17 protein-coding genes are annotated in these 19,126 nt (G+C 63.5%); 6 read left to right on the top strand and 11 right to left on the bottom strand.

The window, feature by feature from the left end; translation table 11 throughout:
• The coding region (locus tag AQZ49_RS05370; protein WP_082701530.1) for an NADP-dependent oxidoreductase at positions 1–913 on the bottom strand (913 nt) is incomplete at its 3' end.
• Positions 913–1,392, bottom strand: a complete 480-nt coding sequence (locus AQZ49_RS05375) for a nuclear transport factor 2 family protein (RefSeq protein ID WP_067613740.1) — start codon at positions 1,390–1,392, stop codon at positions 913–915. The genes AQZ49_RS05370 and AQZ49_RS05375, both read right to left, overlap by 1 nt.
• 94 nt (positions 1,393–1,486) lie before the next feature.
• On the opposite strand from AQZ49_RS05375, the gene AQZ49_RS05380 reads away from it, so the two are divergent.
• Complete coding sequence (locus AQZ49_RS05380; protein ID WP_067613742.1) at positions 1,487–1,957, top strand: RrF2 family transcriptional regulator; 471 nt, start codon at positions 1,487–1,489, stop codon at positions 1,955–1,957.
• Positions 1,958–1,982: 25 nt separating this feature from the next.
• Here AQZ49_RS05380 and AQZ49_RS05385 read toward each other — a convergent pair whose 3' ends face one another.
• Positions 1,983–2,360, bottom strand: a complete 378-nt coding sequence (locus tag AQZ49_RS05385; RefSeq protein ID WP_231738883.1) for a carboxymuconolactone decarboxylase family protein — start codon at positions 2,358–2,360, stop codon at positions 1,983–1,985.
• A gap of 20 nt (positions 2,361–2,380) precedes the next feature.
• Entirely contained in the window at positions 2,381–3,949 is a 1,569-nt protein-coding gene (locus tag AQZ49_RS05390; protein ID WP_231738886.1) for an aldehyde dehydrogenase family protein, read from the bottom strand.
• Between AQZ49_RS05390 and AQZ49_RS05395 the strand changes: the two genes are divergently transcribed.
• The gene (locus AQZ49_RS05395) at positions 3,907–4,818 is read left to right on the top strand and encodes a LysR family transcriptional regulator (protein ID WP_067613748.1); all 912 of its coding nucleotides are present in this window, start codon (positions 3,907–3,909) and stop codon (positions 4,816–4,818) included. The genes AQZ49_RS05390 and AQZ49_RS05395 overlap by 43 nt on opposite strands.
• Positions 4,819–4,857: 39 nt before the next feature.
• Here AQZ49_RS05395 and AQZ49_RS05400 read toward each other — a convergent pair whose 3' ends face one another.
• From AQZ49_RS05400 to AQZ49_RS05425, 6 genes are all read right to left on the bottom strand, one after another.
• Positions 4,858–5,760 (bottom strand): LysR family transcriptional regulator, encoded by a 903-nt coding sequence (locus tag AQZ49_RS05400; protein WP_067613750.1) that lies wholly within the window; start codon positions 5,758–5,760, stop codon positions 4,858–4,860.
• A gap of 126 nt (positions 5,761–5,886) precedes the next feature.
• Positions 5,887–6,849 (bottom strand): LysR substrate-binding domain-containing protein, encoded by a 963-nt coding sequence (locus AQZ49_RS05405; RefSeq protein ID WP_082701532.1) that lies wholly within the window; start codon positions 6,847–6,849, stop codon positions 5,887–5,889.
• On the bottom strand, positions 6,831–8,225 hold the full coding sequence (locus tag AQZ49_RS05410) for an efflux transporter outer membrane subunit (RefSeq protein ID WP_067613755.1): 1,395 nt from the start codon (positions 8,223–8,225) through the stop codon (positions 6,831–6,833). Before AQZ49_RS05410 ends, AQZ49_RS05405 begins: the two co-directional genes overlap by 19 nt.
• Positions 8,222–8,692: a GlcG/HbpS family heme-binding protein gene (locus tag AQZ49_RS05415; RefSeq protein WP_067613757.1), complete on the bottom strand. Its 471-nt coding sequence runs from the start codon at positions 8,690–8,692 to the stop codon at positions 8,222–8,224. Before AQZ49_RS05415 ends, AQZ49_RS05410 begins: the two co-directional genes overlap by 4 nt.
• A 14-nt stretch (positions 8,693–8,706) precedes the next feature.
• The gene (locus tag AQZ49_RS05420) at positions 8,707–11,853 is read right to left on the bottom strand and encodes an efflux RND transporter permease subunit (RefSeq protein WP_156428152.1); all 3,147 of its coding nucleotides are present in this window, start codon (positions 11,851–11,853) and stop codon (positions 8,707–8,709) included.
• The gene (locus tag AQZ49_RS05425) at positions 11,850–13,046 is read right to left on the bottom strand and encodes an efflux RND transporter periplasmic adaptor subunit (RefSeq protein ID WP_082701547.1); all 1,197 of its coding nucleotides are present in this window, start codon (positions 13,044–13,046) and stop codon (positions 11,850–11,852) included. Before AQZ49_RS05425 ends, AQZ49_RS05420 begins: the two co-directional genes overlap by 4 nt.
• Positions 13,047–13,366: 320 nt before the next feature.
• Here AQZ49_RS05425 and AQZ49_RS05430 point away from each other — a divergent pair, with 320 nt between their 5' ends.
• Genes AQZ49_RS05430 through AQZ49_RS05445 form a run of 4 tightly spaced genes read left to right on the top strand, consistent with a single transcriptional unit; the run spans position 13,367 to position 16,524 of the window.
• Positions 13,367–13,918 carry a peroxiredoxin gene (locus tag AQZ49_RS05430; protein ID WP_067613763.1) on the top strand — a complete coding sequence of 184 codons (552 nt, stop codon included), beginning with the start codon at positions 13,367–13,369 and terminating at the stop codon, positions 13,916–13,918.
• Positions 13,919–13,958: 40 nt separating this feature from the next.
• Positions 13,959–15,200, top strand: coding sequence for a protein-disulfide reductase DsbD family protein (locus AQZ49_RS05435; RefSeq protein WP_067613765.1), 1,242 nt, complete (start codon positions 13,959–13,961; stop codon positions 15,198–15,200).
• A 6-nt stretch (positions 15,201–15,206) separates the two neighbouring features.
• On the top strand, positions 15,207–15,887 hold the full coding sequence (locus AQZ49_RS05440) for an RNA polymerase sigma factor (protein WP_197410938.1): 681 nt from the start codon (positions 15,207–15,209) through the stop codon (positions 15,885–15,887).
• Entirely contained in the window at positions 15,880–16,524 is a 645-nt protein-coding gene (locus tag AQZ49_RS05445) for an NrsF family protein (RefSeq protein WP_067613767.1), read from the top strand. Before AQZ49_RS05440 ends, AQZ49_RS05445 begins: the two co-directional genes overlap by 8 nt.
• A 36-nt stretch (positions 16,525–16,560) precedes the next feature.
• On the opposite strand, the gene AQZ49_RS05450 is transcribed toward AQZ49_RS05445, so the two are convergent.
• Positions 16,561–19,050, bottom strand: coding sequence for a cellulase N-terminal Ig-like domain-containing protein (locus AQZ49_RS05450; RefSeq protein ID WP_231738889.1), 2,490 nt, complete (start codon positions 19,048–19,050; stop codon positions 16,561–16,563).
• Positions 19,051–19,126 lie beyond the last annotated feature (76 nt).

Genomic DNA, 19,126 nt, shown 5'->3' on the forward strand with positions numbered 1-19,126 from the left:
GCAGCAGGACGATCTTACCCGGCGCATGCGCACCGCTCGCAAGAAGGTGTTGCGCCGCAACCGCCTCTTCGAGCGGGAAGGTTGCCGCGACCGGAACCTGCAAGGCGCCCTGCGCGGCAAGGTCTGCAAGTTCCTGGAGAATGCGCGTATCCTGACGGGCATAGACCATGCGGACTGTCCCGCCATAAGCCGCGATCGAGGCCAGCCTTGCCGTTGGCTTCATGGCGCTGGCGGCCGTGGCAAGAGCGTCCTTGCCCGCGCAATCCAATCCGACATCGACACCGCCAGGCGCCAATCCGGCCAAGGCTTCGGCAAGGCCGGAACCATAGGCGAGCGGCGTGATGCCAAGCGAGCGGAGGAAGCCATGTTTGGCGTGCGAAGCCGTGCCGAACACTGTCGCACCGCGCAGCTTTGCCAACTGCGCGGCAAGCGCACCGACACCACCGGATGCGCCATGCACCAGCACGGTATCACCGGCGCCGATGCCGAGCGCAAAAACCACTGCGCGATGCGCCGTCAGGCCGGCCAGCGGCAAGGCCGCGGCGGCGGTCCAGGGCAGCGTGGCGGGCTTGCGCACCAAGGCCTCGACAGGCACCGCCATGAATTCGGCATAAGTCCCGTGATGAAGGATTTCCTGCCGGACATAACCGAGCACTGCATCGCCCGGGGCAAACTCCTGCACCCCGTCGCCAACCGTTTCGACCACCCCCGCCATGTCCCAGCCGGGGGTGACCGGAAACCAGGCATCCATGATCGTATCGCCGTGACCCGCCTGCAGCGCGAGATCGGCCGGGTTCAGCGCGGCCGCCCGGATCCGCACCAGCACGCTGTTCTGGCCGACCCTGGGCATCGGCAATGTGCGCGGTTCAAGCACTTGCGGGCCGCCATAGCGGCTGTAGACCATCGCCCGCATCAGTCGGCCCCTGCAACCGGCAAATCGAGATCGATGCGGTGTTCGACAATGCGCCAGACGCCATCGACCCGGATCAGCCTTGACCGGTAGTACCCTGCCTCGATCGGGGTCACGGTTCCCTGGGCGCCGCGCGCCTGCGCTGGCCAACCTGCCGCGGGGCGATCCGCGCCGAGTGTGTTGTAGACAATGAACTGGGCGTCGATCACGGCTTCGTCACCATCGATCGTGACGATATGATCCATCGTTGTGTGATGGCTGAACCCTCGCGCCGGATGTGGCGCCATCATGTTGGCGACTGCCCAGGCAATTTGCTCGCGACCGACCAACCGCCCCAGTGGCTGCGGATCACCGCTGTTGAACCAGGCCATTTCGACCGTGCCCTGCTCGACAAACAAGGCACTCATCGCCTCTGCGTCCCGCCGGTCGGTCGCGCGGACATAACGTGCCAGCACCTGGCTTACGGCTGCTTCATCTGACATCGACGGCTCCTTTAATGTATCAATGATTCGCACATTAAACGATGGCTGGAAAAATGCAACCATCATCGATACATTATGGCGATGGAGATGACAGATGATTGATTTGCGGTTCCCGACCACCCTGCAGATGATGCTGAGCCTGGCCCTGGCCCAGCGTGAGGGCGATCTTGTGCTCAGTTCGGCGCAGCTTGCCGAAGGGGCCGGTACCAACGCGAGCCTCGTGCGCCGTCTGCTGCCGCAACTGGCAAAGGCAGGACTTGTCACGGGCACCAAGGGGCGTGAAGGCGGAGTCAGGCTGGCACGGCCTGCATGCGAGATATCGCTCGACGCGGTCTACCTCGCCGTCATGGGCGAAGATCCGCTATGGGCAGCCAGGCACAATGTTCCCCACCGTTGCCTGGTCAGCAACAACATGGCTGACTTTTTCGAAGGGCTGACACGTGATGCCCAAGCCGCACTGGTGGCTTCGCTCGCGCGACGAAATCTCGCCGACAGTCTCGAAGAGCTTCGGGTTATCGAAGCGAGCGCGGAGGCGGCATTGCGGACTGCGGCCCGATCGGGGTAATCGCGCAGGCGCCGACCGCGAACAATCAGTCTGCACCAATGTCGGGCGCGACAAGGCCATCGGGTGCCATGTCGGCAAGGACACGCGCGGCGGTCCAGGCGGCCGGAAAGCCCGCGTACGGAGCGGTCTGCACGATGGCTTCCCCGATCTCGGCCAAAGACAGGCCGTTGGTCAGCGCAATACGAAAATGGTTTTGCAACTCGGTGGTCTGACGCAGGGCGATCAGCGCGGCGATCGTAACCAGACTGCGCTGCTTGCGATCCAGGCCGTCTCTGCTCCAGACTTTGCCGAACACGAATTCGAGTGAAAGATCCGCGATGGCGGCTTCGGCGCCAACGCCCTGAGCCCGATCCAGCATTTGCGCGGCTCTGTCCGCCCCTCTCAGTTCGGCGTAGACCCGCATGCCTTGCGCATGGTGCGGGTTCACGCCGACTGCGCGCCCAGCAGGGCCTTTGGCTCAAGGTAGGCCTGGAGTCCGAAGACGCCATAGTCGCGGCCGATCCCCGATTGCTTGAACCCGCCGAATGGCGCGGCAGGGTCGTGCGGTGCGCCGTTTATGACAACACGTCCGGCCTCGATCCGTTTCGCCACCGCAGCAGCCCGATCCACGCTGGCGGATATGACATAGGCTTGCAGGCCATAGGGCGTATCGTTGGCTATCGAAATCGCCTCGGCCTCATCTTCATAGGTCAGCAGGCACAACACCGGGCCGAAGATCTCTTCCCTTGAAATCCTCATGTCATTGGTGACATTCGCAAAGATGGTCGGCTTGACGAAATACCCGCCAAGACCGTCGGGGTGCCCCTCCCCCCCGGCGACAAGCGTGGCACCGGCCTCGATGCCCAGCCGGATATAGCGCTGAACGCGATCATACTGGGCCTGGCTGACCATCGGCCCGATGGTCGTCGCGGGATCGCGCGGGTTGCCGGCCACGATTGTTTTCAGCGCATTCCTCACGGCGGCGATCGCCTCGTCAAAGCGCGACGCCGGGATGAGAATTCGGGTACCGGCCACGCAGGCCTGCCCGCTGTTGGCAAATCCGGCCTCCAGCGCGATGGGCATGGCCTTGGCAAAGTCGGCATCATCCAGGATTATCGTCGGCGACTTGCCGCCAAGTTCCAGGGTCACACGCTTCAGCGTATCGGCGGCAGCGCGAACAATCGCTTTGCCAACCGCCGTGGAGCCGGTGAACGAGATTTTCGCAATGTCCGGATTTTCGGTGATTTCTGCGCCGACGACATCCCCTCGGCCGTTGACGATATTGAAGAGGCCCGCGGGCGCGCCCGCTGCATGCAGCGCTTCAAGCACGACGTGTGTCTGTGCTGCGCTCATCTCGCTGGGCTTTATGACGGCGGTGCACCCGGCGGCCAGCGCATAGGCGAGTTTGTTGCAAATGAAGCCCGCATTGCTGTTCCACGGCGTGATCAACCCGACCACACCGACCGGTTCCATGATCACCTCTGCGGTGCCGATCGGTTGCGTCAGATCGAAACCTTGCAGGGCGTGGGCCGCATCGAGGAAGCTGCTTGCCGCATGACCTGCCATCCACGTCGCGCGCGCGATCGGGGCGCCATATTCCAGGATGATCGCATCACGCAGGGCGTCTTTCCTGGCGTCCATTGCCTGGTGCAATCGGCGCAGCAGGTCAATGCGATCCGCCTTGCTGCTGCGCGACCAGGCCGGAAAGGCCCGTTTCGCTGCGGCGATGGCCGCCCTCGCATCGTGGACATCCCCCAACCTGACCTGCCCGAAAACGTCTCCGGTTGTCGGATCATGCAAATCGAACAGTTCGGTTCCGTGCGGTGCGACGAAACGGCCGTCGATATAGATGTGGGCGATCTGTTGCATCTGTCGCTGTCCAGGTGGTTGCGTTGGCGCCACATGTAGGACTGACAAATGATCATGATAATCTATATAGTGCGCCATGAGATGATGCAGGAATTTGGATAATGCGAAAAATAGGCATCGTGGAGCTGGAAGCTGCCATCGCAATCGCCAGGCGCCGCAGCTTCCGCGCCGCGTCTGCCGACCTCGGCATTTCCCCGACAGCGCTTAGCCAGATGATCGCAGGTTTCGAGGCCGGACTGGGCGTTCGGCTGTTCAACCGAACCACCCGCAGCGTCTCTCCCACAAGCGCAGGAGACCAGTTCCTTGCTGCTGTCGAACCGGCCGTGGACGCAATCAATCATGCATTGGACACAGTCAAAAGCCATCGGGACGAACCCGCCGGCACGTTGCGGATCAACAGTTCGGTTGGCGCGGCCCGGCGCATTCTGTCACCGATCATCCTGGAATTTGTTCGCAATTATCCGCGAATGCAGGTGGACTTCGTGACGGAGGATCGCCCGATCGATATCGTCGCAGAAGGGTTTGATGCGGGCATACGGCCCGGCGATCTTGTGCCCGGAGACATGATCGCCGTCCATCTTGAGCCGATGCAACGATTTGCGGTGGTCGGATCGCCCGCCTATTTCGCGAGCAAGCCGGTGCCCGAAACGCCGCGGGATCTGGCGCAGCACACCTGTATCCGAGCCAGGATGCCAAGTGGCAAAATGTACCGCTGGGAATTCGAACAGGACGGCCGGGCTTTTGCGCTCGATGTGCCGGGGCAGCTCACTCTCGATGATGCCGGCCTGATGCTGGAAGCCGTGCTGGCAGGATCAGGCCTGGCCTATCTGGCCGAATGGTGGGTCCGCGACAGCATCCGCGATGGCGGGCTTGTGCGTGTGCTGGACAGCTTCACACCCTCGTCGGCTGGGCTTTGCCTCTATTATCCAAGCCGTCGCTATCAACCCGCCGGCTTGCGCGCCTTGATCTCGTTCATTGGCGAGATACGTCGCAAAAGCCAACCGATCGCCTGATGTACGCGGCCCCGTGTCCATCCGGGATGTGTTGCCCGGTCACGCTTTCTCGTGCGCCGCGACCAGCCGATCGAGTTCGTCCCTGGTCTGTTGCAGGATCGGGGAGTTCCAGTCCTTTGCCGTTGCAAGGTAAATGTCGGTAAATGCCCCTTCTTCGTTGAGCGGAACATACCGGACATCGTCGCTGCGCATGCGCCGCACCGTCGCCGGCACAATGCAAACGCCCGCTTCTGCGGCAACCAGACCCAGCGCACCGAACACATCCCCCAGCGCGGTCTCGCGTATCGGCACAAAACCTGCCCGTTCCATCATCCGTACGATCGGATCGGATCGGCGGCCCACGGCGGGATCATGATAGCGAACAATGGTTTCCTGGGCGAGGTCAGCGAAGCGCAAGCCCAGGCGATCGGCGCTTGCCAGCGGGTGGTCCCGCGCCAGCGCCACGACATAGGGTTCACGGCGAATGACAATCTGGTCGATCTGTTCGTCCTGCACCGGTTCACGGCCCAGACCGACATCAACGGCGCCATTGCGGATGCCGAGGATCTGCTCTTCCGACGACATCACTTTCAGATCGATGTCGAGTTGCGGATTGAGATCGCGCAGATGCTTGATGACCGGCGGCAGATGGCCGTAGAGCGCGTAGACCTCGAACCCGATCCGCAGGGTCTGGCGCCCGCCGCGACCAAATCGCACGGTGTCGCTCTTCAACCGATCGATCCGGCCAACAATTTCCTGCGCGCGTTCCTGAAAAAACACGCCCGAAGCGGTCAATCGCATCGGGCGCGCGTCCCGATCGATCAGGCGCACGCCCAGTTCATCCTCCAGATTGCTGATCTGGCGACTGAATGGCGGCTGGGCGATATGCACTTCTTCGGCCGCACGCGTAAAATTCAACGTGCGGCACAGCGCCAGGAAATAGCGCAGTTGTCTGATTTCCATGTCCCGCCAAATCCCCGGTGCTGGGTACCCAATGGCCATGATCCTGGACCTTGCCTCCTTGCAAATCCACAAGGATTTCAGCAGCGCCAGTCCCGGCATCGCGCCCTTTTCGCCAGCCCCGATCCGTCAGGCCGGGGTGCCCGAGGATCGTCGGCTCACCTGCAGGATAAGCTCGGCAAGCCACACATGCGCAGCCTGGCCAGAATGCCGTTGATGCCAACTGAGCACGCTCGCAACCGAACGATTGGGCAAGGGCAGCGGGCGGATCACGATTTCGCCTGAATAAGCAAGAACTTGTGCGATCTGCTGACGGACGATTGCGATATGGTCGGTATCGCGAAGCAAGGCAGGCAATGCGAGATATGGCACCGCACCGACCGTCCGGTTGGGCAGCCCTGCATTGGCCAGGGCCTGCCCGACAAACGCCATGTCCTCTCCGCTCGATGAGATATCGACCCGGCTCAGACCGGCAAAATCCCGCAGGGTCAACGGTGTCTGCACAGCCGCGAGCTGGTGGTCGCGGCGCATGACGATCCGGTAATCGTCCTCGTTCAGGATGCAGGAGGCAAACCGCTGGCGGTCAAGCGATCGAGCCATGATGACGAAGTCAAGCTCACCGCGATCGAGCAGGTCATCCACCGCCAGATTGCCGCTGGGCCGAATATCCAGCCGGATGCCTGGCGCCTGCGTTGCGCAAGCGAGCAGGATGGGAGTCGCGAGCACCAGCGCGGCGTGATTGTTGAGCGCAAGGCGGAAATCACGTTCGTCGGTCGCGGCCGAAAACGTCTCCGGCTCGAGCGCGGTGGCAAAGCCTTCGAGCGCGCGGCGGATTGGCAGCGCAAGCTGGTGCGCGCGGGCGGTGGGTTCCATGCCAGATGCGGTGCGGATGAACAGGGGATCGTCCACCAATGCCCGCAGGCGACTGAGCGCGTGGCTGGCCGCCGGTTGGCTGAGCGCCAGTCTGCTGGCGGCGCGACTAACGCTGCGCTCTTCCATCAGCGCTTCGAAAACGACAAGCAGATTGAGGTCGAAGCGGCTCAGACGCATAGTCTCTATTCGGGCCATTCCGGTCAGTTTGGCAAGGACCATCCACCACCCATCGCTTTATAGAGGTCTACCAACCCCTGGGCGCGTGCCAGGTTGGCCGCAATCAGGCTGGCCTGCGCCTTCGCCAGCGCCTGTTGCGCGGCCAGGGGTGCCAGGGTGTCGACCGTGCCGGCGGCATATCCGGCGCGGGTCGATTCCAGCGTCTGTTGCGCGCTGGCGACAGCCTCGGCTTGCCGGACAACCTGCTCACGCGCGCCTTGTTCGGTTGCCAGGGCATCCTCGACGTCGCGGAAGGCGAGATGGATCGTCTTGAGATAATCGGCGGCAAGTTCCTGGTAGCGGCCATTCGCTTGCTGGAGTTGTCCCTTCAGCCGCCCGCCGTCGAAAATCGGCTGGAGGAGATTGAGCTGGATGTCGAAGATCGATGCCGGACCGGCCAGCGCCGAACTCAGCGCGACGCTCCCCACACCACCACTGCCGGTCAGTCCGAAGGAGGGCAGAAAGCTTTTGCGGGCGACCGCGATATTGGCATCGGCGGCTGCAAGGTTGCGTTCGGCCTCCTGCACGTCCGGGCGGTGGACAAGCAGACCGGACGGGATGCCGGCGCAGACCGGTGGCAATGTCAGGTCCGACAACGATCCGCCGTCGACGCTGAAGCGCTCGGGATTGCGCCCGGTCAGCAGTGCGAGCGCATCGATCCAGTGCGTACGCTGCGCTTCGAGCGGCGACACCGCCGCCGCTAGCTGGTTGGCGAGCGTGCGTTGTTGGGCAACCTGCACGCCGGTCACCAGGCCCTGGTGTTGCTGAATCGACAGCCCGTCGAGAATCTTGCGGGCGTCGGCAGCCTGGGTTTTGGCCGCGACAATCTGATCACGCGTGGCGAGCAGGTTGAGATAGGCGGAAACCGTGCCGGTGACGACGCCGACACGCGTGACAGCAAGGTCGTAGCCGACCGCCTCGGCCCCCAGACTGGCCGCATGGGCGGTGTCGTGGTTCTTTCCCCAGATATCGAGCTCATAGGACGCACTGAACACACCGCTGAGCGTGCCGTATTGGCGCACCTGCCCGGTCGGGCTGTACTTGCGCGTGTCTTCGACCAGGGGCGCGGCAGACAGCGTCGGCAGCAGCGCCGCGCCGGCAATCCGCGCCTGCGCGTCGGCTTCGCGCAAACGCGCCTGTGCCGCGGCGAGATCGTCGTTGTGCGCCTCTGCATCGGCGATCAGACCGTCGAGTTCGGTTGAGCCGAAAGCCTTCCACCAGGTGGCTGCAGGCCAGGCGGCGCTATCGGCCTGCCCGTTCCACGCGGCTGCCGGTATTGGCGCCTGCGGCACGGCGGGATGAGGGCCAAGCGCGCAGCCGGCAAGCGCCGAGGCGGCAAGCAGCGGGGCGACAAGTGGGACGGCGCGATACCATTTCATGATGCATGTTCCATCGCGGCCGCCACTTGCGCGGCGATGGTGGCATCCTGATCCTTGTTCAGCCCGGCAATGCCAACCGCACCCACGCATGCGCCGTTGATCACGATTGGCACACCACCGCGCAATGCGGTCAGGCCGGCAGTGGCCAGCGCGGTGCGGCCTTTGGCGACATTCTCTTCCAGTTCGCTGGTGGGGCGTCGCATCAGGGCCGCCGACCGCGCTTTGCCGATCGCGAGATCAACGCTGCCCGGTCGCACCGCGTCCATGCGAACAAACGCGAGCAGCATCCCCGATCCGTCGACGATGGCGATGGCGGAAGGGGCATCGGCGGCGATCGCACGGGTCTCCGCTTCGTTCAGGGCGCGGATGGCGCCGGCCCTGGTCAGGATCGGGGAATTGGCGACGAGTGGCGCGGCCTGCGCCGTACTGGCGATGAGGCCGGAGGCGATCAGAAACGGAATACGCATGGAATATCCTTTGTTCAGGCGGGGATCGGGGACGAGATTGGGCCGGACCGGGTGAAACGCCTGCGCAACCGGTCCAGATAGAGATAGACGACGGGCGTGGTGTACAGCGTGAGCACTTGCGAGACGGCAAGCCCGCCGACGATGGCATAGCCCAGCGGCTGGCGGATCTCGGCCCCGGCGCCGGTGCCGAGCATCAGCGGCACCCCGCCCAGCATTGCACACAGCGTCGTCATGAGGATCGGCCGGAAACGGGTGAGGCACGCCGCGCGGATGGCGTCGAGCGGGCTGGCGCCAGCCCGTTCCTGCTCGATGGCGAAATCGACCAGCATGATCCCGTTCTTCTTCACGATGCCGATGAGCAACAGGATGCCGATGATCCCGATCACGTCGAGGGGCATGCCAACCATTTCCAGCGTCAGCAGCGCACCCAATCCCGCCGACGGCAGTGTCGAGAGGATGGTGAGCGGGTGGATCGCGCTTTCGTAGAGCATGCCCAGGATCAGATAGATCGTTACCAGGGCGGCCAGGATCAACAGGCCCTGCCCCGCGAGCGCCGTCTGAAACGCAGCCGCGTTGCCCTGAAACGAGGTCTGGACGGTGGTCGGCATGTGCAATTGCGCCCGCACCTTGTTCACCGCGTCCACGGCGGTGCCGATCGACGCGCCGGGCTTGAGGTTGAAGCTGATGGTGGTCGAGGGAAACCCGCCCTGGTGGTTGATGACGAGCGGTGCCTTGGCGTTCGACACCGTGGCGACTTGCGACAGAGACACCGCCGTGCCGCCGGACGAGCGGAGATAGACGCTGTCGAGCGCGCCGGGATCGGCGCGAAACTGCGGCGCCACTTCAAGGATCACGTCATACTGGTTGAGGGCCGTAAACACTTTGGCGGCGGGGCGTTCGCCGAAGGCGTCGTAAAGACTGGTGTCGATGTCGGCAGCGGAAATGCCGAGCCGGGCTGCGGCATCGCGATCGATATGGACCATCAGTTGCGGACCACCGGCACCGGCATCGCTGGTCACGCTGTCGAGTTCGGGAATCTGCCTGAACGCATCGGTGGCGCGGGTGGCCCACTGCCCAAGTTCGGCCGGATCCACATCGACCAGCGTGAACTGATACTGGCTCTTGGAGACGCGTGCACCGATCGTGATGTCCTGAGAGGCCTGGAGGTACAGCCGGATGCCCGAAATTCCCGCGACCGCCTTGTCGAGCCGTTCGATCACTTCGGGACCGGAACCATGCGGCCCCCGGCGATCGACGGGTTTCAGGGCGATGAACATGCGCCCTTCGCTGGGAGAGGGACTGCTCGGTCCTGGCCCGATATAGCTGGCGACACTGGCAACAGCCGGATCATGGAGGATCACATCGACCAGCCGTTGTTGTCGCTGCGCCAGCCCGTCGGTCGAGATGTCCGGGCTCGCTTCGGTAATACCGGCGACGAGCCCAGTGTCCTGCGTCGGGAAAAAGCCCTTGGGAATCATGACATAGAGCGTCATCGTCAAAGCGATCGTACCGACCAGGACGGCAAGCGTGGTGCGCTGGTGGCGCAGCACGATTGCGAGGCCGCGGTCATACAACGCGGTGAGCCGGTCGAGAGCCTTTTCCAGCGCCAGGTCGAGGCGTCCGTGTGCGGTATGCGTGTCATGCTGTTTGAGCAATTTGGCGCACATCATCGGCGTCAACGTCAGCGATACGACGACCGACAGCAGGATCGCGACCACCACCGTGATGGCAAATTCCTGGAACATCCGGCCAACCAGTCCGCCCATTGCCAGCAACGGGATGAACACCGCGACCAGCGAAATCGAAATGGCCAGGATGGTGAATCCGATCTCGCCTGCACCCTTGAGCGCGGCGCGCAGCGGCGTCATGCCTTCTTCCAGATGGCGCATGATATTTTCGATCATGACCACCGCGTCGTCGACGACGAAACCGACTGCGATCGACAAGGCCATCAACGACAGGTTGTCCAGGCTATAGTTGCACACCAGCATCACCGCGAACGTACCGATAATCGATAGCGCGACGGCAACGCCCGGGATCAGCGTGGCGCGCGGCTCACGCAGGAACAGGAATATGGTGCCGACCACCAGCAAGATGGTCAGGATCAGCGTGAACAACACGTCATTGATCGATGCGCGAATGGTCGTGGTGCGGTCAGACACGACCGCCACGTGCACCGAGTGCGGCAGCGCAGCCTCCAGTTGCGGCAGTTCGGCTTTGATGCGGTCCACCGTGTCGACCACATTTGCCCCGGCGGAGGGGATGACGTTGAGGATGATCGCGGGGTCACGGTTGAACCAGCCGGCAAGCTGGGTGCTCGCAGGGCCGATCGCCACCGCCCCGACGTCCGACAAACGGATCGGCGCGCCGTTGCGATAGGCGACGACAATGTTGGCAAAATCGCTTTTGCTCTGAAGCTGGCCGTTGGTCGTGATCCCGTAAGTCTGCCGCGATCCGCGCAGTTCGCCGGTGGCGGCATCGATGGTCGAGGTGCTCAGAGCGGTGCGCATATCCTCCAGCGTCAGGCCATGGGCGCTGAGCTGCGCAGGATCGACTTCGATCCGCATCGCCGGCTGCTGCTGTCCGCCGATCGTGATAAGACCAACGCCCGGCAGGTGCGAGAGGCGCTCGAACAGGATGCTTTCCGCATAGTCATCGACAGTCGTCAGGGGCAAGGTCTTTGACGTGAGACCCAGGATCAACACCGGCGTCTGGGCAGGATTGATCACCCGGAATGTCGGGGGCGACGGCAAAGTCGCGGGAAGATTGCCCTGGGCAGCGGCAATCGCGGCCTGCACTTGCAGCGAAGCCTGCTGCACCGACACCGATGGCCCGAACTGGAGCGCGATCTGCACAAAGCTTGGCGCGCTCGACGAGGTCATCTGGGTAAGGCCGGGAATCTGGCCGAACTGTCGTTCGAGCGGTGTTGCCACGGCCGAAGCGTTGGTCTGGGCATCGGCTCCGGGCAATTGTGCCGTCACCTGGATGGTCGCCACGCTTACGTTCGGCAACGATGCGACCGGAAGCTGGAAATAGGCGACGATACCGATGATCGTCAGGCCGATGGCCAGCATCAGCGTCGCCAGCGGCCTGCGGATGAACAGGCCGGACATGCCGCCAGCGGGTTCAGCAGCACCCTGGTCGATTGTGGACGGGTTCATGGTTGCAGTCCCAACTGGTCTGGATTGTCCGATCTGAGCGAAGTCTTCGCCGCACCCTTGTCGGCAATCGTCACCGAGGCGCCGGGCGACAGCGCGAACTGGCCGTCAGTCACCACGCGGTCACGACCCGACAGGCCATGCACGATTTCGATCCGATCGCCGAAGCGTCGACCGGACGTGACCGGCCGCATCGCAACGGTATCGTTTGCGCCGACCACCCAGACGTACGTGCCCTGCGGATTGGACTGCAGGGCGCTTGCCGGCACGGTGACGGCGTTGACATCATCACCGAGCGCGATCCGGAAGTTGATCTGCTCGCCCGGCCAAAGCTGCTTGTGCTCGTTGGGGAAAACCGCCTTGAGGCTTATCATGCCGTTCGTGGCATCGATGCGATTGTCGATTACGGTGAGGTGCCCCTGGGCAAGCACTTGCCCGGAACCTTGCGCCAGCGCGGTAACGCCAAGTCCCGCCGGCCCCGCCGCCGCCATTGCCGCGCGGATCTGCGCGATCGCGCCTTGCGGCAGTGTGAAAGTTGCAGCGATCGGCTGAATCTGCGCGATGGTCACGATGCCGGTCGGATCGGTTGGGCTGACCAGGTTGCCGGGATCGACCAGACGCACCCCGGTCACCCCGGTGATCGGGGCGCGGATGGTCGCATAGGCCAGCGTCAGACGATCGCGCACGATGGTGGCGCGATCACCTGCCACCACGGCGGAGAGCTGGGCCGATTGCGATCGATAAGCCATGACCTGCTGCGCGGACACAAGACCCTTGTCGACCAGAGGAGCGTTGCGCGTGACCAGGTCGTTGGCATTGGCCAGCGCCGCGCGGTCACGCGCCAGGGCCGCTTCATCCTGCGCAATTGTCGCTTGCAGCGGGCGAGGATCGATCTGAGCCAGGGGTTGCCCGGCCCGAACGGTCTGGCCTTCGGTAAAACTGATCGACAGGACGACGCCGCTCGTCTGCGCGCGGGCAGCGGCGGTATCGCGCCCCTCGACATGGCCAAGACCATTCATCGCGAGCGCCTGGGGGCCCTGTTCGGCTGACGCGATCGTAACCGGAACGGGGGCTTTGGCCGCGTCGGGCGTGGACGATGTGCCACATCCGGCCAGCATGGCAAACATGCCCAGGGCAAGCATGCCCGGGGTGGGACGAATGCCCTCGATCGGTCGTAAGTGCCTTGATTCTGGCATGGCGGGTCTCCGGTTGCTGCCGGATGCCGATAAGGCCACGATGACGTATCAACCAATCGAATGACAGAATTCAAACATGCACACGATGCATATTGCAACCGTGCTATCCTGACGGCGGGATGCAGATGTCAAATACATGCCACTGCCAAACCGGCAGCACGCCCGATGGCAAGCGCAGGCAATCATCGCAAAATACGGTCTGCCCGGAAAAATAATCGTCCCCAACCGCATCTTTCGCCCGCGCCGCAGCGAAAGACATGATGGGAGCCGGTTTGACGCATCCCGTGCGTCCGGCCCCATCCGGTTGATGGGAGCATCTTATGAACGTTTTCAAGCGTGCAACTTTGGCAGGCACACTGGCCATTCTGGCGGGCGGTGCGCCAGCATTTGCGGCGTTGCCCGTGGGTGACACCGCACCCGATTTCACACTTGATGCAGCCAAGGCCGGCAAGCCCATGGTCTTTTCGCTCAAGCAGCAATTGCGCAAGGGGCCGGTGGTCCTGTATTTTTTCCCTGCAGCCTTCACCAGCGGCTGCACCATCGAAGCGCACAAGTTTGCCGAAGCCACTGACGCCTTCAACAAACTGCATGCGACGGTCATCGGCGTGACGGCGGGCAACATCGACAGAGTCGCCGAATTCTCCAAGGTCGAATGCCGCGACAAATTCGCAGTCGCCGCCGATCCGGGTGCAAAGATCGCGGGCGAATACAAGAACCAGATGACGTACAACGGCAACACCATCTCGGACCGCACCTCGTATGTGATCGCGCCGGACGGCAAGATCCTGCTCAGCTATTCCGATCGCAATCCCGAGGCCCACATCGAAAAGGCGATGGAGGCGGTCAAGGCCTGGCGCGCAAAGCATTCCTGAACGCCCGCTTCCGGTTGATGCCCCTGCAAGGTAGCCCTCAATGCTGATTGCTCTGTTGTCCGCGTTTCTGGGCGGATTGATTCTGAATCTGATGCCCTGTGTGTTTCCGGTCATCTCGCTCAAGATCATGGGGCTGGTTCGTCACAGCGACCAGCCCCACCGCCTGCGCGCGGAAGGGTTGGCGTTCTTTGCAGGGGTCATGGGCGCGATGCTTGCCCTGTCGGGGGCGCTGATCGCCGCGCGGGCAAGTGGCGCGGCAGTGGGCTGGGGGTTCCAGTTGCAATCGCCACTGGTGATTGCGGTTCTGGCCCTGGTCGTGCTGGGCGCGGGGCTGAACCTTGCCGGATTGTTCGAGGTGGGCCTGTCGGTCCAGCGCCTGGGAGCGGGAACCGCTGGGCGCGGCGGTGCGTTGGGCGCGGCGTTGACGGGGGTGCTTGCGATTGTCGTGGCCACGCCCTGTTCCGGACCGTTCATGGCCGGGGCGCTCGGCTATGCCCTCGTTCAGCCGCCGCTGACAGGCCTCGGCGTCTTTGCAGCGCTGGGCGCCGGATTTGCCGCGCCGTTCACACTGCTGGCGTTCCTACCCGCACTGGCCCGCCGCCTGCCCCGCCCTGGCGCGTGGATGCAGACGGTCAAGTCGGCGATGGCCTTTCCGATGTTTGGCGCGGCGGCATGGTTGACCTGGGTTTTGGCGCAGCAGGCCGGCGCGGCGGGCCTGGCCCTGTTGCTGGGATGCATTGTCGCGCTGGGCCTTGCCGGATGGATCTATGGCATGGGGCAACGCCGCCGCATGGCGGGGCAGGCCTTCCTCGTCCACTATGGGATGGCGGGCACGGTCGCCGCGCTGATGGCGGTGGCGATCCTGCGTCCCGAAGGGGGCATACCTGCGCATCCACGGGTCGGCACACCGGCGGTGAGTGCCGAGGCCGCGGCACCGGTCGACTGGTCTGTGCAACGGCTGGCGGCGCTGCGCGCGCAGGGCAAGCCGGTGTTCGTCGATTTTACCGCATCCTGGTGCATCACATGCCAGGTGAACGAAAAAACGACCCTTTCCACCAAGGATGTAAAAGACGCCCTCACCCGGACCGGCACAATCTTCATGATTGGCGATTCAACCAATTTCAACGCGCAGATCGAGGATGCCATGGCCGCCTTCGGTCGCGATGGCCTGCCGCTCTATGTGGTCTATCCGGCCGATGGAGGGGCGCCGGTCATATTGCCCCAGATCCTGACCAAAGGGCTGGTCATTCAGGCCTTGAACCACGCTGCCGGCAAAGCGTGAACACAGATGGAGCTTGCCTGGCGCGCCGACATCGCCGAACATGGCGCGCCCCTGGGCACATTCATCTGGCCTGACAGGAACGTGCCGGTGTCGACGCAGAGTGACAGCGCCCTGAGGCCGGACCGCCAGACGACGCCGGACCCGTCCGACTGGCCCGCGCTGATGGAACGGTCGCAGGCCGGCGATCAGCATGCCTATCGCCAGTTGCTGGGCGCCCTGGTCCCGGCCATCCGCAATCTGGTCCGTCGGCGGGTGTTTGACGATGCGCTGGCCGATGATGTCGTGCAGGAGACATTGCTGACCATGCATCGCGTGCGACACACTTATGATCCGGCCCGCCCGCTGCTGCCCTGGATTGCCGCCATTGCCGCTGCGCGCGCCATCGACGCCCTGCGCCGCCAAGGTCGCATCCAGCGTCGCGAAGTGTGGAATGAGGCGACGCTGGCGATGGAACTGGACCCGGACGGTGCCCGTCCGATGGAACAGCTTGCCAACAGACATGAGGTAGAGCGCTTGCTGGACGTGTTGCCCACCCGCCAGCGTCAGGCCGTCGAAATGGTCAAGCTGCAACAGATGAGCGTGGACCACGCCGCGCAGGCCAGTCATTTGTCGGTCCCGGCGATCAAGGCTTTGCTGCATCGTGCGTTGGCCCGGATGCGTCAGCACGGGATCGGTGACCATGGCTGATCATCGCATGCTGATCGACAGCTTGAGCCAATCCCTGGCGCCAATCCGGCGGACGCGTCCACCCGTGATGCGCGCGCTGTGCTGGGTTGCCTTGGCACTGCCCAGCGGCTTTCTGGCGACAAAGCTGATCCCCACCTTTTACCCGGACTGGACGGCCCCCGGCATGGGATGGGCAATCGCCCAGGTCGGGTTGGCGCTGGTGCTGGGCATGGCCGCCGTGATGCTTGCCTTCGACACCAGCATTCCCGGTCGACCGCTGCGCGCCCGCAGCGGAGCCGTGCTATTCGTGGCGGGACTGGCGCTGGTCTGGCTGGCGGTATGCGCGGGCAATATGCTGGCATCACCCCAGTTGGACTTCAACAGGCTGGGGGCCGGGGTCTATTGCTATACTTTCATGATGCTGGCTGGTGCCCCCATGATCGTCATGGTGATCCTGGCCCTGCGCCAGACGCGCGCACTTCATCCGCGTCGGACTTTGCTTGTCGCAGGCGTGGGCGTTGCGTTCGCTGCGGCAGGCTTGCTCGGCTTTTGCCACCCGGGCACGCTGCATGTGGCCGATTTCTGCATGCATCTGACTGCCGGTGCCACCATAGTCGGCCTGACGACGCTGATCGGCAGGCGCTTTGTTGCTGCATAGTGCGGCGGGGTATCGCACGCGGGAGCCGCACGCCGGTCATCGTGATTGCGCCGCAGCGGACATGGCGGCGCGCGCGGCAAGAATATAGGCGGCGGTCGTACTGACCGTGTATTCATTTTCGAACCACAGGAATGGCCAGTCGGCCTTGGCCTCTGGCAAGTCGGGTTTTATGACCAGTACGCCCGGCACCAGGCCACCGGGAATGAAGCTGTAATCTGCACGATTATGGCCATAGCCGATGAGTTTGGACGCGGTCCCCACCGTCGAAACCAGCGACAGATTGTTGGCAGGGTGCCGTCCGAGCACAAAATCCAGTGCGTCGAGCGTATATCCGCTTCCGACAAGATCAGGAAAAGCCTGATGCAGCAAATACATGGTCGTGCCAAAGCTGACGATCTGGTTCGAACCGGCCCACGACCCCAGGCTGATTGGCACGCCAAAAGGATTGTGCGCCAGATCGCGATCGACGCCCAGCCTGAAATCCCTGACCAGCGGCAAAAGCTGCTGGCGATAATCCGCCGGCATGTAGGGAATGGCGCGAACGGCCGCATCGGCGGTGGCAGGAAAGTTCCTGGCGATCAGCGGAAACAACTGGGCCAGACGATCGGCGTAGACTTTGCCGCCGTGGCTGGTGATCAGGAGTTCGATCGTGGCGCGAACATTGGCAAGGTCTGCAGAGCGCAGATATGGAGGAGCATCACGCCCGTCGCCCGCCTGCAGGACCCCGCTCTGCTGGCGTGCCCACATCGCCTGCGCCGCAGCAAGTGCCTCTCGCGACAGGGCCGGATCGATCGTCGAAAGCGCGCGCGCAGCGGCGGCCAACCCGCCAGCGACCGCCAGATCGTTGGCAGGAAAATCGGTGGTGAACGCCCAGCGATCATCGGGCGTGCCGGACCGGTCGCCAACGCGCTCGTCCGGTTGCAATGCGGGGTCATAAATCCGCCCGTCGGTTTGCGAGCCTGAATCCCCCAGATGCGCATATTGCCGCAATTGCGGATCGACGATTCCGATAATCGCATGACCGAACACCTTGTACTGGGCAAGCAACTGCAAAGTACCGTGGCGGATCTGCTGGAGCGCATCCTCGACCCCGTCGGGCTTGCGGATTTCCACTTTGCGGGCTGCCTCGTCGACACTGGTTTCATCCCAGTCGAGGCCGAACAGTTCACGCGCCCAGACCAGATCACGCACCACCGAGGCGTTTTCAGGTGTCTGAATGTCATAGTCCCCGGCATCCTGCCATCCGCCAATCGCCAGGCCTGAAATGTGTTCGCCAGCCTTGAACGGCGAATCGAGCCGATCCCCCATCCGGTAGCCATCAAAATGCGTGATGTCGGGTGGCGCCTGGCGCGCATCGTCGAGGTGCGCGGGCGCCGACCAGACCCGATACTGCTCGCGCACGCCGATGTGGTCCATCTGTTCGGGCAGGAACGTGTCGAGGGAGGGCTGCCAGATATGATCATAGGCATCGGCGGCAATGCGAAAGGGATTGGTGGCCGTTCCGGCATACGTGATCGCGTAAATGCCGGGTTCGCGTACGGCGGAAAAATCGAAGGCCGCGTAAGTGTAGCGCGTCCAGCGACCACGCGGCTCGATCCTGGCCTTGAACACCGGTGCCCGGGTGCCGTCGGCTGTCAGTTTGACCAGTTCCGCCTCGGTCGGAGCCTTGAAATTGGGATCAAGCTCGATCAGCGCGACTTTGGAACGCCCCGGCGTGTACCCGGCCTGGTTGAACGAGACGACGGGCGCACGAACCCAGCCCTTCACCACATTGGGCCGCACATGCCAGACGATGGCATCCTTGGCGGCACCCGCCGCGATCAGGGACCGCACGACAAACCAGCCGTTCTGCGCGCGGGCGCGCGCATCAAACAGCATCAACGGCGCCTGATCAGAGGTGATGGTGACGCGCGTAAACGGATCTTCCGGCGCCAGCGTGATCGACTTGCCGCCAGAAGCCAGCGGAAGCGGGTCGCCAGAGCCATCCCTGGCCATCGGTCCGGTGGGATGCCTTGGGAACAGACCAGGAGCACTGTCCATCAGATACGTCTTGCCAAAATAGCTGGTCGGCAGGAAATCGAGGTTGAAACCGGCCTTGCCCGCCAGCGCCGCGGGCAACGGCTGATCGAGATCGACGGCAATTCGAAATCCATCGCCCTCGGGCGTGACCTTGACGGTATAGGACAGGTTCACATCCTTGTAGGCCGAACGCACCTGAATCTGATCGGGCCCGGGGCCGACCGAGCGGCCAACAAAGGCCGGGACGCGTGCCCATTGTTCGGGGGTGTTGTCCAGCCGCACCGCGCCGTCTGTCGCAATGCGCTCGCCGTGCAACACAATCTGGATGCCGGCATTCTTTTCATCAAAGAAGATCGGGCTGAACTGGTTTTGATCGATGATGACGGTCAACCCTTGCGTTTCCAGGGTTTGGTCCGGGGTGGCATGGAGGGCCTGGGCCCGCGCATCCATCGGCACTCCGGCCAGGCTGGCCGACACCAGCAGGGCGTTTACGACTCTTTTCAGCACAGGCCTCTCCGTCTGTTTTTCTGGTTCGGATCGATCAAATTGGTATAGATAGCGCTATCACAACACAACAAGGGCG

This window comes from Novosphingobium sp. FSW06-99 (assembly GCF_001519065.1).
Classification (GTDB): domain Bacteria; phylum Pseudomonadota; class Alphaproteobacteria; order Sphingomonadales; family Sphingomonadaceae; genus Novosphingobium.

Bases quoted from the DNA above. Each gene is read 5' to 3' on its own strand.
- AQZ49_RS05400 (WP_067613750.1), bottom strand. From the start codon at position 5,760: ATGGAAATCAGACAACTGCGCTATTTCCTGGCGCTGTGCCGCACGTTG.
- AQZ49_RS05430 (WP_067613763.1), top strand. From the start codon at position 13,367: ATGAACGTTTTCAAGCGTGCAACTTTGGCAGGCACACTGGCCATTCTG.
- AQZ49_RS05375 (WP_067613740.1), bottom strand. From the start codon at position 1,392: ATGTCAGATGAAGCAGCCGTAAGCCAGGTGCTGGCACGTTATGTCCGC.
- AQZ49_RS05425 (WP_082701547.1), bottom strand. From the start codon at position 13,046: ATGCCAGAATCAAGGCACTTACGACCGATCGAGGGCATTCGTCCCACC.
- AQZ49_RS05445 (WP_067613767.1), top strand. From the start codon at position 15,880: ATGGCTGATCATCGCATGCTGATCGACAGCTTGAGCCAATCCCTGGCG.
- AQZ49_RS05415 (WP_067613757.1), bottom strand. From the start codon at position 8,692: ATGCGTATTCCGTTTCTGATCGCCTCCGGCCTCATCGCCAGTACGGCG.
- AQZ49_RS05380 (WP_067613742.1), top strand. From the start codon at position 1,487: ATGATTGATTTGCGGTTCCCGACCACCCTGCAGATGATGCTGAGCCTG.
- AQZ49_RS05420 (WP_156428152.1), bottom strand. From the start codon at position 11,853: ATGAACCCGTCCACAATCGACCAGGGTGCTGCTGAACCCGCTGGCGGC.
- AQZ49_RS05395 (WP_067613748.1), top strand. From the start codon at position 3,907: ATGCGAAAAATAGGCATCGTGGAGCTGGAAGCTGCCATCGCAATCGCC.
- AQZ49_RS05435 (WP_067613765.1), top strand. From the start codon at position 13,959: ATGCTGATTGCTCTGTTGTCCGCGTTTCTGGGCGGATTGATTCTGAAT.
- AQZ49_RS05385 (WP_231738883.1), bottom strand. From the start codon at position 2,360: ATGCGGGTCTACGCCGAACTGAGAGGGGCGGACAGAGCCGCGCAAATG.
- AQZ49_RS05405 (WP_082701532.1), bottom strand. From the start codon at position 6,849: ATGGTCCTTGCCAAACTGACCGGAATGGCCCGAATAGAGACTATGCGT.
- AQZ49_RS05440 (WP_197410938.1), top strand. From the start codon at position 15,207: ATGGAGCTTGCCTGGCGCGCCGACATCGCCGAACATGGCGCGCCCCTG.
- AQZ49_RS05410 (WP_067613755.1), bottom strand. From the start codon at position 8,225: ATGAAATGGTATCGCGCCGTCCCACTTGTCGCCCCGCTGCTTGCCGCC.